Source organism: Ancylobacter polymorphus, assembly GCF_022836935.1.
Classification (GTDB): Bacteria; Pseudomonadota; Alphaproteobacteria; order Rhizobiales; family Xanthobacteraceae; genus Ancylobacter; species Ancylobacter polymorphus_A.
In genome coordinates this window covers 255,185-268,495 of record NZ_CP083240.1, presented here as the reverse complement: position 1 = coordinate 268,495, position 13,311 = coordinate 255,185, and the positions used below count along the sequence as shown (strand labels likewise).

9 protein-coding genes and 2 pseudogenes are annotated in these 13,311 nt (G+C 59.2%); 6 read left to right on the top strand and 5 right to left on the bottom strand.

Annotated elements, in window-relative coordinates; all coding sequences use genetic code 11:
- Positions 1 to 15: 15 nt before the first annotated feature.
- The 5 genes and pseudogenes from K9D25_RS22260 to K9D25_RS22240 all read left to right on the top strand — a co-directional run.
- Complete coding sequence (locus K9D25_RS22260; RefSeq protein ID WP_244451041.1) at positions 16 to 1,533, top strand: ABC transporter substrate-binding protein; 1,518 nt, start codon at positions 16 to 18, stop codon at positions 1,531 to 1,533.
- Between the two features lie 54 nt (positions 1,534 to 1,587).
- A complete protein-coding gene (locus K9D25_RS22255) occupies positions 1,588 to 2,502 on the top strand; it encodes an ABC transporter permease (protein WP_244451040.1) in 915 nt (304 codons plus the stop codon).
- Positions 2,503 to 2,510: 8 nt separating this feature from the next.
- Positions 2,511 to 3,392 (top strand): ABC transporter permease, encoded by an 882-nt coding sequence (locus tag K9D25_RS22250; RefSeq protein ID WP_244451039.1) that lies wholly within the window; start codon positions 2,511 to 2,513, stop codon positions 3,390 to 3,392.
- Positions 3,385 to 5,004 carry an ABC transporter ATP-binding protein gene (locus K9D25_RS22245; RefSeq protein WP_244451120.1) on the top strand — a complete coding sequence of 540 codons (1,620 nt, stop codon included), beginning with the start codon at positions 3,385 to 3,387 and terminating at the stop codon, positions 5,002 to 5,004. The genes K9D25_RS22250 and K9D25_RS22245 overlap by 8 nt, the downstream gene beginning before the upstream one ends.
- A gap of 152 nt (positions 5,005 to 5,156) precedes the next feature.
- Positions 5,157 to 5,899, top strand: a pseudogene (locus tag K9D25_RS22240) (IS110 family transposase); the annotation flags it as partial.
- Between the two features lie 339 nt (positions 5,900 to 6,238).
- Here K9D25_RS22240 and frc (K9D25_RS22235) read toward each other — a convergent pair.
- Together frc (K9D25_RS22235) and frc (K9D25_RS22230) are read right to left on the bottom strand one after the other, a co-directional pair.
- Entirely contained in the window at positions 6,239 to 7,489 is a 1,251-nt protein-coding gene (gene frc, locus K9D25_RS22235; protein WP_244451038.1) for a formyl-CoA transferase, read from the bottom strand.
- Positions 7,490 to 7,625: 136 nt separating this feature from the next.
- A complete protein-coding gene (frc, locus tag K9D25_RS22230; protein WP_244451037.1) occupies positions 7,626 to 8,903 on the bottom strand; it encodes a formyl-CoA transferase in 1,278 nt (425 codons plus the stop codon).
- Positions 8,904 to 9,065: 162 nt separating this feature from the next.
- Between frc (K9D25_RS22230) and K9D25_RS22225 the strand changes: the two are divergent.
- A pseudogene (locus K9D25_RS22225) lies at positions 9,066 to 9,268 on the top strand (transposase); the annotation flags it as partial.
- 159 nt (positions 9,269 to 9,427) lie between these two features.
- Here the strand turns inward: K9D25_RS22225 and K9D25_RS22220 are convergent.
- The 3 genes from K9D25_RS22220 to K9D25_RS22210 form a co-directional block, all read right to left on the bottom strand.
- On the bottom strand, positions 9,428 to 10,165 hold the full coding sequence (locus K9D25_RS22220; RefSeq protein WP_244451036.1) for a FadR/GntR family transcriptional regulator: 738 nt from the start codon (positions 10,163 to 10,165) through the stop codon (positions 9,428 to 9,430).
- A 250-nt stretch (positions 10,166 to 10,415) separates the two neighbouring features.
- The gene (locus K9D25_RS22215) at positions 10,416 to 11,486 is read right to left on the bottom strand and encodes a hypothetical protein (RefSeq protein WP_244451035.1); all 1,071 of its coding nucleotides are present in this window, start codon (positions 11,484 to 11,486) and stop codon (positions 10,416 to 10,418) included.
- A gap of 86 nt (positions 11,487 to 11,572) precedes the next feature.
- Complete coding sequence (locus tag K9D25_RS22210) at positions 11,573 to 13,174, bottom strand: FAD-binding oxidoreductase (protein ID WP_244451034.1); 1,602 nt, start codon at positions 13,172 to 13,174, stop codon at positions 11,573 to 11,575.
- Positions 13,175 to 13,311 lie beyond the last annotated feature (137 nt).

The following is a 13,311-nucleotide window of genomic DNA, read 5'->3' as shown; positions in this document are numbered from 1 at the left end:
GGAGGAAACAATATCATGAACAGACCAAGCGGTCTTTTGCTTAGGGTCACTGTCTACGCTGTATCCTTGGCTATTTCGCCTCTGGCGCTTGCCGCGGGGAGCGATGTGACCATTGTTCTCGATGTCCAGCCAGATCAGGTGGACGCCTGCCAGGCATCGAAGTCACAGGTCGGCAAGGTCATTAAACAGAATGTTACCGAGACGCTGACGGAGATTGATCCAGCGAGCGGAAAAGTGCTTCCGCGTCTCGCGACGGAGTGGTCGCAGGCCGACCCGCAAACTTGGCGTTTGAAACTTCGCGAGAATGTGAAGTTTCACGACGGCACGCCATTCAACGCCGAAGCGCTGAAAGTGGCATTGGCTCGCCTTCTCAACGAGAAGCTCGATTGCGAAATCCGCGTCAAATATTTCGGCGGCCTCACGGTCGATGTCGGAGTGCTCGGCGAACACGAAGTCGAGATTAAGACCAACCGGCCGGTTCCGATTTTGCCGACACTACTCAGCACCGTGACGGTCGCGGCGCCCAGCACCCCGCACGACGAATATTCGCGCCGGCCAATCGGCACGGGCCCGTATATTTTTGCGGACTGGAAGCCTGGCGAGAACATCGTTCTGAAGCGGTTCGATGAATATTGGGGCGAGAAGCCTGAAGTGTCGTCCGCGACCTATGTCTGGCGTCAGGAGTCAACGGTTCGCGCGGCAATGGTTGCTTCCGGCGAAGCGGACATCGCGTTCAACATAGCGGTTCAGGATGCCACCGATCCGAAGAGCGATTTCAGCTATCTAAACGCGGAAACCACACGTCTGCGCATCGATGTGCCGATTGCGCCGCTCGACGACGTTCGGGTGCGTCAGGCGCTGAACTATGCCATCGACCGCGAGGCGCTGAAGGGCACTATATTCAGTGACGACGTAGTACCGGCGACGCAGCTAATCGTGCCCGGCACTAACGGGTACAATCCCGATTTGAAGCCCTACCCATATGATCCTGATAAAGCAAAAGAGTTGTTGAAGCAGGCCGAATCGGCAGGGGTTCCGGTCCACAAGGAAATATTGCTAATCGGACGTCACAACTTTTTCCCGAATTCCGAGGAAGCTGTGCAGGCGATCCAGGCTATGTATAGCGAGGCTGGCCTGAACGTGAAGCTGCAGATGACGGAATCTTCAGAATGGTACGATTCGCTGTTCAAGCCGTTCGCGGAAAATCGCGCTCCCAATCTGTTTCTCGATCAGCACGACAACACGTCGGGCGACGCGTCGCTGACCATCTACGCGAAGTATCATTCCAAGGGTGGGCAGTCGGTTTTGGACGACAAGGAACTCGATGATCTGATCGACCGCGCCAACGTGACCACGGGCGAAGAACGCACAAAGCTCTTCCAGCAGGCTTTCAAGCGCATTCATGAAGATCTGGTCGGGGATGTCGCCCTGTTCCATATGGTCGGCTTCACGCGCGTAAACGGGCGCCTGGAATTCAAGCCGACCCTCTCTACAAATGGCGAGCTCCAACTCGCACATATCAAAATCCGATAATATCGATGCCGGCTGCGGTTCACCGCGGCCGGCTTATCGTATGAGGCTTACGAAATGAGAGGCTACATCCTGCGACGCGGAGCGCAGAGCCTTGTCGCGCTTATGGCGCTTCTGGTTCTCGTTTTTTTCCTCTCGCGCCTGACCGGCAATCCAACCGACCTGTACTTGCCGATGGATGCTTCGCTGGAGCAGCGCGAAACGTTCGCTACCAAGCACGGTTTCAACGATCCCCTATATGTGCAGTTCGGCAGTTACATAGCTGACATCGCGCAGTTCGATTTCGGCGACTCGGTGTTTCAAGGGCGCCCGGCCATGCAGGCGGCGCTTGAAGCATTTCCGGTTACACTGCGGCTGGCGGTTGTCACGATGATACTAGCGCTCGTGCTGGCCGTATTTATAGGCTCGCTCGCCGCCTATCAGCCCGGCGGTGTGTTTGATCGCGTGTCGAGCCTGCTTACGATTGCCAGCGCCAGCACACCGGACTTCTGGCTCGCCATCGTTGGCATTCTCATCTTCTCCGTGACCTTGGGCTGGCTGCCGACATCTGGCACTGGAACGTTCTTGCACTGGCTTCTGCCAGTCGGCGTGTTGCTTGTGCGGCCGCTCGGCCTTCTGACACAGGTAGTACGCATGTCGATGATTAGTGCGCTGGCGGCCCCCTACGTCAAAACCGCGCGAGCCAAAGGGGCGCCAAAACGGCGCGTCATCTTCGTTCATGCACTGCGTAATTCGATGCTGTCGGTGATCACGGTAGCCGGAGACCAAGCTGCCGCATTGATTAACGGCGCGGTCGTCGTCGAGACTATCTTCGGGTGGCCGGGCATCGGCAATTTGATGATTGGCGCAATCAAGCAGCGCGATTTCGCGGTTCTTCAGGCGAGCATTCTTGTCACGGCGGTTGCTATCTTCGTGATGAACATATTCATTGACTTTGCTTATTCCCGTCTTGACCCGCGGATTCGAGGTTAGAAGCGGCGATGAAACGCAAGAACGTGTATTTTCTTCTTCGCGATGACAAACTTGCATTCCTTGCAGCGATCTATCTCGCCGTCATCGTCGTGCTCGCCATAGTCGGTCCGGAACTATTCGGGAAGACGGCGATGGCAATCAATCTGCGCGCGCGCAACCTCCCAAGCTTCGACCTGAGCCATGGCTGGCAGTTCATTCTAGGCTCGGATTCGCTTGGCCGCAGCGTTCTTGCCCGCATCATGGTCGGCGCGCGAAACACGATCGGGATCGCCTTCGGTTCAGTAATCGCCTCGCTTTCGATCGGCGGCGTGATCGGGATCATCGCAGGGCTGAGCCAAGGCGCGCTCGGAAGTATCATTGTCCGCTCCGTGGACGTAATCATGAGCTTCCCTTCACTGTTGCTCGCGCTGATCGTTTTGTACGTTCTGGGCCCGAACCCGGTGAACATCATCGTCGTGCTCGCGATCACACGTCTGCCGATCTATATCCGCACGGCAAGGGCAGAGGTGCTGGAAATCCGCGAACGAGCATTCGTGTCCGCGGCACGCGTCATGGGCGCCAGCGGATGCCATATCGCGATACGCCATATCCTGCCTCTTGTTTTGCCGACACTTCTGATTATCGCCGCGCTCGACTTCGCCTATGTAATGCTCGCGGAATCGGCCCTGAGCTTCCTCGGCATTGGCGTCCAGCCGCCAGATATTACCTGGGGTCTGATGGTTTCCGAAGGTCGCGCATACGTAAACGTCGCATGGTCGCTTTCGTTTTGGCCCGGGCTCGCGATCATGCTGACCGCGATCGCCGCAAATCTTCTCGCGAGTTGGTTCCGCTTGGCCGCTGATCCGACACTCGCAAAAGGCAGGAAATCACTGGATGCCGCCCATGCTTGAGCACACTTCTCCGGTCCTTGAGATCGAAGATCTTAGAATCGACTTCCAGACACCAACCGGCGTGTTCCAAGCTGTCCACGATATCAGTTTCCGCGTGAATCACAACGAAAGTGTTGCGATCATCGGCGAAAGCGGTTCGGGCAAGAGCGTAACGGCAAATGCGGTGCTTGGCCTACTTGACTGCCCGCCCGGCCTGATCAAATCCGGCGATATCCGGTTCCGCGGAAGAAGTCTGCTGTCAATGCCCTTGGGCGAGCGGCGCGAGCTTTACGGCCGCAGCATTGCGATGGTTTTTCAAGACCCACTCACCCACCTCAATCCGGTTTATCCTGTCGGGTGGCAGATTGCCGAGGTCTGTCGGATCCACGGCATGCCGCGCCGCGCGGCGAACGAGCACGCGCTCGAACTCATGGTGCTAGTCGGCATTATTGATCCGCAGAAACGTTTTAATGCCTATCCGCATCAGTTCTCCGGTGGTCAGCGCCAGCGCATCATGATCGCGATGGCGATGGCGATGCAGCCCGATCTGTTGATCGCGGACGAGCCGACAACTGCGTTAGATGTGACAGTGCAAGCGCGCATTCTCGATCTACTGCGTCGCTTGCAGTCCGAGACAGGCATGTCACTTCTGATGATCACGCATGATCTCGGCGTTGCCGCAGACATTGCCGACCGCGTCATAGTCATGAAAAAAGGCGTACTGGTGGAAGAGGGATCCGTCGAGGCCGTATTCCGTTCTCCCCAACACGCCTACACCAAGCAACTTCTCACCGACCGTTCCGAAGAATATCGCTCGGAGAAGCATGGAGACGGCGAGGTACTCCTCGAAGTCTTAAATCTCGACATCCATTACGGCGCCCATCACGTGGTGAAGGATGTCGGCTTCACCGTTGCCAAGGGTGAGATTGTGAGTATCGTTGGTGAATCCGGATCAGGCAAGTCCACGGTCGCCAGTACAATCCTCAAGCTCAAGAAGCCGAGTTCCGGATTGATCCGGTATCGCGGAAAGGACATCGAGTCTCTCTCGGGTCAGGAGCTCCGCAGCTATAATCGTGTTGTGCAGGCCGTTTTCCAGGATCCGTACAGCTCGCTCAATCCACGGATGAACGTGTTCCGCATCCTTTCCGAAGCATGGACACTGCATCCCGATGTGCTGCCGCGCGAGAAATGGCGAGCACGGGCGGAGGAACTGATGGGAATGGTCGGATTGCAAGCGTCCGATCTTGAGAAGTTCCCCGGCGAGTTTTCAGGAGGGCAGCGCCAGCGCATCGCCATCGCGCGTGCTCTTACGCTCAATCCTGAAGTGGTCGTGTGTGATGAGGCCGTCTCGGCGCTGGACATGACCATTCAGGCGCAGATCATCACGCTGCTTACGCGCTTGCGCCGCGAGCTGGGCCTTTCCTATATCTTCATCGCGCACGATCTGACGCTCGTTGAAAAATTCGCGGATCGCGTACTCGTCATGAAGTCGGGTGAGATCGTGGAGCAGGGCCCAACAGCGGATGTATTCGGCGCGCCGAAGGACGACTACACGCGTCTTCTTATCGCCGCGAGCCCCGTGGCAGACCCGAAGCGCCAAGCCGAACGGCGGCGGAGTCTGCAACTAGCGTGATCTAATCATATTCGTGTTGATCTCCATTGAAAATGGGCCTGCCAAGAGCGGTTTTCTCCATTGAGAAGTGATGGAATGGATGCCCCCTCCCGATGGCATCGAGTGTGCCAGAGTGGTGTTTGCAACAACGTCACAATGAGGAGGCGGCATCGATGAACGAGCTTAGCATTGTCGGTCTGGACCTTGCAAAACGGGTCTTTCAGCTTCACGGCGCACGTGCCGACGGGAGCGTGGCCTTTCGCCGGAAGCCTTCACGCCATCAGCTGCGGACATTCCTGTCCAATCAACCGCCGTTGTGTGGGGGCGATGGAAGCCTGCGCGACAGCCCACTATTCGGGGCGTGAGATTGGTGGGATCGGTCATGAGGTCCGCCTCATTCCTCCGGCCTACGTCAAGCCTTCGCCAAGCGTCAGAAGAACGATGCGGCCGATGCCGAAGCGATCGCGGAGGCGGCCGATAGGCCGACGATGCGCTTTGTGATGGCCAAGACGACCACGCAGCAGGCCGGCGCCATGGTTTTTCTGAACGCGCGATCTCTTCGTCTGTCAACGCACCCAGTTAATCGATGCCTTGCGCGGGCACCTCGCCGAGCACGGAACCATCGCGCCGGAAGGCGTGCTGAACTTGAGGACCTTCGCCGACACCGTTGAAGACACAGCGTCCGGCATCGACCTGCTCGTCATGGAAACCGCTCTATCTCGAATAGATCGAGCTCTTGTCGCTGAGGATCGCCACGCTCGAAAAGGCACTTCGGGATGAAGCTGCGCAAGCGACCAGAACGTCCCGGTTGATGACCATGCCCGGCATAGGACCGGTGACGGCCATGGCCATCGAGGCGTTTGCGCCGGCGATGGCGATGCCGCCTCGACCATCTCAGTTCGCCTGCGGAGTGGGACCATTCCGTGACGACCCTCAGGCTGCCGGGGCATCCCTGGTGTCCGAGCCGTCCGTTCTTGTATTGGCAGCGGGGCCGGATAAAGGCTTGTGATCTGATGAAGCGACTCAATCAGCGACATCTGGCGCAGGCACAAAAAATGCCGGCGCTCTTTCGGGCGCCGGCAGTCGCCTAGGAGGAACCTAACGTCGGGAAAACCCTTCGTATCGGCTCCGGGAGGCTCGGAGGCGGCTCCCGTCCGCCAAGCGTTCATGTCGCAAGGCTATGCCCGGGAGGGCCGATCGGTTCCGCGGCTGCCCGCGGATGGGCGGCGCCGAGGCGCCACCCGTGCGAGACGGATCAGACCGCCTTCGCGTCGTGCATCGCGGAGATCTCTTCCTGCGAATAGCCGAGTTGGGCGAGCACCTCATTGGTGTGCTGGCCGAGCAGCGGCGAGGCGGTCACTTCCACCTGCACGTCGGAGAACTTGATCGGCGAGCCCACCGTCAGGTACTTGCCGAGCTTGGGGTGATCGACCTCGACCACGGTGCCGCTGGCACGCAGCGACGGGTCGTTGGCGATCTCCTTCATCGACAGCACCGGCGCGCAGGGGATGTCGAACTTGCGCAGGATGTCGATGGCCTCGAACTTCGTCTTGTCGGCGAGCCAGGACTCGATGAAGGCGAAGATGTCGAAGATCTTGTCCTGGCGGGCCTCGGCGGTGTTGTAGGCCGGGTCGTCGATCCATTCCGGCTTGCCCAGCGCCTTGCAGATCGGCGCCCAGGCATGGCCCTGGATGGTGAAGTAGATATAGGCGTTCGGGTCGGTCTCCCAGCCCTTGCACTTCAGCACCCAGCCCGGCTGGCCGCCGCCGCCGGCATTGCCGCCGCGCGGAACCACGTCCGAGAACTCGCCATGCGGGTACTGCGGATATTCCTCGAGATAGCCGAGCGCGTCGAGGCGCTGCTGGTCGCGCAGCTTGACGCGGCAGAGGTTCAGCACCGAATCCTGCATCGACACGGCGACCTTCTGGCCCTTGCCGGTCTTGATCTTCTGGTGCAGCGCCGTGAGGATGCCGATGGCGAGGTGCATGCCGGTGTTGGAGTCACCGAGCGCCGCGGCGGAGACGGTCGGCGGGCCATCCCAGAAGCCGGTGGTGGACGCGGCGCCGCCCGCGCACTGCGCGACGTTCTCGTAGACCTTCAGGTCCTCATAGGCGTGGCCTTCCGAGAAGCCCTTCACCGAGGCGAGGATCATGCCCGGGTTGAGCGACTGGATGTGCTCCCAGGTGAAGCCCATGCGGTCCAGCGCGCCGGGGCCGAAATTCTCGACCATGACGTCCGATTCCTGGATGAGCTTGGTCAGGACTTCCTTGCCCTGCGCCGTCTTGGTGTCGAGCGTCAGCGAGCGCTTGTTGGAGTTCAGCATGGTGAAGTACAGCGCGTCGGCGTCCTTCACATGGCGCAGCTGGTTGCGCGTGACGTCGCCCGCACCGGGGCGCTCGACCTTGATCACATCGGCGCCGAACCAGGCGAGGAGCTGCGTGCAGGCGGGACCGGCCTGGACGTGCGTGAAATCGATGATCTTTATACCTTCGAGCGGCTTAGACATCTCGGTCGACTTCCCTTCTAAGCGTTAACCGTCCGGACGGAGGCTCACCCTGGCCCGGCATGCCGCCGGACATGGCTTTCGCCTCTGCCCGGCGGGTCTTCTCGATGAGGGCGCCGCACAACGGCGCCGCGAAATCTCATTCCGCCGCGGGGCGAACCGCCTGGCCGACCGCGCCCGAGGCCTTGATGCGAGCGATCTCGTCGCCGCCGACGCCGAGCACGTCGGCGAGGATCTCCTCCGTGTGCTCGCCGAGCAGCGGCGAGCGCTCCACGGCCACGTCATTGTCGGAGAGCTTGATCGGGTTGCCGACCGTCAGGTACTTGCCGCGGACCGGATGATCGACCTCGACCAGCGTGCCGGTCGCATAGAGCGACTGGTCCTCGGCGATCTCCTTCATGGAGAGCACCGGGCCGCACGGGATGTCGAGATTGTTGAGGATCTCCATCGCCTCGAACTTGGTGTGGGCCATGGTCCACGCCTCGATGCGGGTGAAGATCTCGTTGAGATGCGGCAGGCGCGCCGCCGGCGTGGCGTAGTTCGGGTCGGTCTTCCACTCGGGCTCGTGGATGACGTCGCAGATCTTCTCCCAGACCGGGGCCTGGGTGATGAAATAGATGTAGGCGTTGGGATCGGTCTCCCAGCCCTTGCACTTGAGGATGCGGCCGGGCTGGCCGCCGCCGGAGTCGTTGCCGGCGCGCGGCACGGCCTCGCCGAACGGGATGCCCTCGCCGAACTGGCTGTATTCGCGCAAGGGTCCGCGCTCCAGGCGCTGCTGGTCGCGCAGCTTGACGCGGCAGAAATTGAGCACGGCGTCCTGCATGGCGCAGAGCACCTTCTGGCCGCGGCCGGTCAGCGTGCGCTGGTAGAGCGCGGTGACGATGCCGAGCGCGAGGTGCAGGCCGGTGCCGGAATCGCCGATCTGCGCGGCGGTGACCAGCGGCAGGCCGTCGCGAAAGCCCGTGGTCGAGGCCGAGCCGCCGGTGCACTGGGCGACGTTCTCATAGACCTTGCAGTCTTCGAACGGGCCGGGGCCGAAGCCCTTCACCGAGGCGAGGATGATGCGCGGGTTGAGCTCCTGGATGCGCTCCCAGCTGAAGCCCATGCGGTCGAGCGCGCCGGGCGCGAAGTTCTCGACCATCACGTCGCAGGCCTTCACCAGCTCCTCGAGCACTTTCTTGCCCTCGGGATTCTTGGTGTCGAGCGTGATCGAGCGCTTATTGGAGTTCAGCATCGTGAAATACAGGCTATCCGCATTGGGGACGTCACGAAGCTGGGCGCGGGTGACGTCACCCTCGCCGGGACGCTCGACCTTGATCACGTCCGCCCCGAACCACGCCAAAAGCTGCGTGCAGGTGGGGCCGGACTGAACATGAGTAAAATCGAGGACGCGAACACCGTCCAAAGCCTTGGCCATGCTGAGTTCCTGACGTATCAAACTGGTTCTAGGAAAGAGTACCAATATGGTATAACCAATTTTCGCCACTTAAAAGGTTCTTATTTGCCACTAGGCGGTGGCCACATAAATTTGCGGCGGACTGGCGGCGCAATTCATGGTCTCCCGATATGGGAGAGAGTGATGCGCCGGCACGCACTGACCGATGAGAAATGGGGGATCACCGCCCCGCTGCTGCCGAATATGCCGCGCGGGGTCGCACGAGTGGATGACCGCCGGGTAATCAACGGCATTCTCTGGCGGTTTCGCACCGGGGCGCCGTGGCGGGCGTACCAGAGCGCTACGGCCCGCGCACTACTCTCTACAACCGCTTCGTTCGCTGGCGGGCGGACTGAACACCTAGGTCAGATGCCGTGGCATGTATCCGGCTGCGCCAGACAAGGTCGGGCATGCTGTGTGATGGCTTTTCTGTATTGACTATCCATAATTTTACAGTCACGTTCTGTTATGTGGTGTGTTGGCGACAGTGCTGGAGCGCTTGGCGCTCAATCTGTTCCCGAGACTCTCTGACCAAACTGCTTGAGCTGGCGCGGGCTTGCGGCTAGCAGTTCCTTCCAATGCGCTGCTGCGCTCAGGAGATGCTGTTCCATTGCTTGGGCAGCGGCATTCGCATCTCTCTTTTCTAGTCCTTCATAGATTTTGTAATGATCGCGGCTCGAAACAGCCGATTGTTCGAGACTCCTGAAGTACACGTTGCGTCTATGACGAGAAACCTCATAAAAAGCGTTCACGACGCGTAGAAAAACCTCATTTTTGGTGGCGGCGACAATAGCAAGATGAAAGCTCTGATCTTCTGCTTCTATCGTCCTCCCCTCTTCGATTCGCCTGTCAGCTTCTTCCAGAATTGATCGGATAGTCCTTAAATCCTTTGAAGTCGCACGTTCGCACGCAAGTCGGATTGCCTGTACCTCCATGATGCGTCTCAATTCAAGCGCCTGCACGATTTCGGACGTCTTGAGCGGCAGGCCAAGATGAGCCTGCAGCACGAGTGCTTCAAAACTGCCTTCGACTTCTGTGTCCCGCAGATAAATACCGGAGTTAGGGCGGCGCTCGATAAATCTCATGACTTCGAGAGTCGCCAGCGCCTCGCGAACGACGCCACGGCTCATATCGAAACGCTCAGCGAGATCGCGCTCGGATGGCAGCCGCTCACCAGCTTGGATGCGCTTCGCACGCACAAGGGACATTATATTGCCGATGGCAACCAACGAAGCCTGCTGCATTTGCTACATTCCTCTCATATGGTTCAGCACGCTGACCGATTTGGACAGCATCATTCTCTGGCATCGTATCAAGTCGCGGTTGGTAATACCAATATGGTATGGCGATGAAGCCAAAATGCGACGAGGGGAAGTCTCGCTTACCCTTGGAAAAGCGCTCGCACGCTGGACTGTAGACAAAAAAGCGCCCCGTCAAAGACGGGGCGCAGAGTTGCCGTCGGGAGGGGTGGCCGAACACGGGTCCTAATAAGAGTCAGGCGGCTTTATGAGCGTTTAGTTCAAGCCGCGAACTGACGAGATCGACCGTCTCATCCACCAGGGTATTTTTCAGACCTACCTGAGCCGCGATGCCCTGAACCAGTAGATCGACGCGCTCGATGCTCGGCGCACCGGCGAACAATGCACGCGCAGCCGAGGACGGCTTCGTCAGTCCTTCCGCGGCACGCGCGTATTTCTCAAACGGAACCATGTCTTCCGACGCCGCACCCACTGCGATGCAGACCTTCTGCACCCACTCATAGACGGACCTGGACTGTCCGACATCGGCAAAGACTGCATCACGGATCGATCGCGTGCCGTCTCTCTGAACACAGCGATAATTGCCAGTGAGCAGCATCGCCCATTTCGCAAGCGGAATGAAAATCGAGTCGTGCACTTTAAGCTTAACCGGAAGCTCGATTTCCTTGCCGGTGTGCAGATAGCGAATGGCGTCGACGCTTTCGCCAATGCCACGCAACATCGCTGTCAGATCGTTGGATTCGAAGCGCGCCGCCTTAAAATTCGTCGGCAGCGTGACCTGCAGCACGTTCGGCTTTCTCTCCGGCGGGCGGAAAGCCTGCGGGTCGGGGCTGCAGAGCGTGAGATAGGCAGGATCGAAACTGTCCCACACCTCGGGCTTGGTAAAACAATGTCGCAATTTCCCCACCTCGAGTCCCGGAATGCGAGCAAGATAGGGCAGCGGCGGCATATTCATGATCGACATGCACGGCTTGCGGCCCTTCGCTGCCGTGTCGAGCAGGTCGCGAATAGCGGGGTGACCGTACTGCGGCTCCTGCATTGCAAGACCGAGGAGATCATAGGCCCGCGGGTCGCAGTTTTCCGGCGTGATCGCAGCAATCTCGCCTTTCAGCGTGCGCGACCGGATTTCTACCTGATCTGGCCCATTCTCCGTGCGTACGGGAAGGTGGACGATCGTGCCTTCGGAATTAATGATGTCAGCTTCAGCCGGTAGGCACAGAAGATCGACATGATGGCCCGCCAACGCAAGTTTGGTAGCGAGCAGCGACCCGTAGGACGCTCCAAAAATAAGTATCCTGGTGGACATAGCAGTACCTTGGCTTTCTTACGTCTGTAATTACATCGTAGGGAGGGATTGACTGCCTCTGACGCTCGCCGGTCTACCAATGGCGCCTATTTCGGCGGGTTGATATGAATCCCCGGGTTCAAGATCCAGCGCGGATCGAGCTCCGACTTCATCGCCTCGAAGGCCTTCGCAAACAATTCCGGACGCTCACGGTCGTACCATTCACGATGGTCACGGCCGAGCGCATGATGATGGGTAATGGTACCGCCAAAGCGCACCATGGCAGATGAGATCGCTCGCTTTATATCCCAGAATTGCTCGACTAAGCGATTGTGATCGCCATAACCGTGATAAGTGAAGTACGGTGCCGGGCCATCCGGATAGATGTGCGTGAAGCGGCAGCTCGCTGTTCCTGGACGCCCCGTTACATCCTGCACGGCCTTGCGCATTGCTTCGGTGAAGTTCTGATGGAAATCCTTGAAGCGATCCCAAGTAACGCAGGTTTCGAACGTCTCGCGCATGACGCCGCGCGCAATTGCGTGTTCGCGATAATAAGGCGCGCGGATGAAGGTGTCGCGCCACTGGCCGGCCGAGCCAGCCTTGTGGCTCTCCGTAGCGTCCGGCACATCCGCCGTTCCGCCGTGATCGGCACAGATTTCGAGCGCGCGGGCAAGCCGGTGATCCACGGGATGGTCAGCCGACTCGAAACCGAGAACGAGGATCGAATGCGCGCCGTCGCCGGCGCCGTTGAACTCCGCTTCAAAAGCGTCAATCAGACGGCAGTTCGCCGGATAAAGACCGCTCTGCGAAATAACGCGAACGGCATCGGCTCCCTTGTAAAAGTCCGCGAACTTCACAGTCACGGACTTGCGATAAGTCGGACGCTTGCGCAGACGAATCCACGCCTCCGTAATAACGCCAAGAGTGCCTTCCGAGCCGATAAAGACGCGGTCGGGGTTCGGGCCTGCGCCGGAAACAGGGAAGCGGCGCGATTCATACATACCCGACGGCGTGGCGACCCGCATGCTCTGCACGTGGTCGTCGATCTGCGTGGCGATGGTGGCGTAATGACCGGCTGCGCGGGTAGCAATCCAGCCGCCGAGCGTGGAGAACTCAAACGACTGCAGGAAGAAACGCATCGTCAAGCCGCTCGGCTTGAGCTGACGCTCAAGCTCCGGGCCGAATATCCCGGCCTGAACACGAGCGCACTCCGATTCTTTGTCGATCTCTAGAACTTGGTTGAGATAGCGCAGGTCGAGAGACAACGTTCCCGCGTAGCGGGTGTCGCGGCTCGGCTCCACGCCGCCTACAACGCTCGAGCCGCCACCGTAAGGCGTCACGGCGATATTGTCGTTTGAGCACCAGTCCAGCAGATCGAGCACGTCGCGTTCATTACGCGGATAAGCAACAACATCCGGCGGATTGCTGAAATCGCGGCGGAAAGCGCGCGAGTAATCATGTGCGGAGCTGCCATAAGTGTGTGCCAATCGCTCATACTTATCGGTCGTGCAGATACGCAAAAGGCTGGCGGGCGGATTCACGCGCGATGCGGAGACAGTGATCTCATCAAGCGTTGGCGGCGGCGTCACCTTAAATTCAGTGATTCCAAGATATTTCGCCCACTTCTTTTCCATCGCGGTTATTTCGTCCAACGCGACGATTTCGTCTTCAAAGCCCCACGCATAAAACTTTAGCCTGCGGTCTGACATTATACATTTTCCCTTTCAGCGCCCCCTCTCACAGCATTTGCTTGAGGGGCAACTTTTATGGATAGACCAAAGTGGTCTGTCCAGTTAACACTGCCGGGGGAGGGCGTCAATCGCGATCCGCGCTGCAAAGGCGATTT

What these genes read in the sequence shown, in the direction of transcription:
- K9D25_RS22260 (WP_244451041.1), top strand. Translation starts at nt 16, where the DNA reads ATGAACAGACCAAGCGGTCTTTTGCTTAGGGTCACTGTCTACGCTGTA.
- K9D25_RS22255 (WP_244451040.1), top strand. Translation starts at nt 1,588, where the DNA reads ATGAGAGGCTACATCCTGCGACGCGGAGCGCAGAGCCTTGTCGCGCTT.
- K9D25_RS22250 (WP_244451039.1), top strand. Translation starts at nt 2,511, where the DNA reads ATGAAACGCAAGAACGTGTATTTTCTTCTTCGCGATGACAAACTTGCA.
- K9D25_RS22245 (WP_244451120.1), top strand. Translation starts at nt 3,385, where the DNA reads ATGCTTGAGCACACTTCTCCGGTCCTTGAGATCGAAGATCTTAGAATC.
- frc (WP_244451038.1), bottom strand. Translation starts at nt 7,489, where the DNA reads ATGTCTAAGCCGCTCGAAGGTATAAAGATCATCGATTTCACGCACGTC.
- frc (WP_244451037.1), bottom strand. Translation starts at nt 8,903, where the DNA reads ATGGCCAAGGCTTTGGACGGTGTTCGCGTCCTCGATTTTACTCATGTT.
- K9D25_RS22220 (WP_244451036.1), bottom strand. Translation starts at nt 10,165, where the DNA reads ATGCAGCAGGCTTCGTTGGTTGCCATCGGCAATATAATGTCCCTTGTG.
- K9D25_RS22215 (WP_244451035.1), bottom strand. Translation starts at nt 11,486, where the DNA reads ATGTCCACCAGGATACTTATTTTTGGAGCGTCCTACGGGTCGCTGCTC.
- K9D25_RS22210 (WP_244451034.1), bottom strand. Translation starts at nt 13,174, where the DNA reads ATGTCAGACCGCAGGCTAAAGTTTTATGCGTGGGGCTTTGAAGACGAA.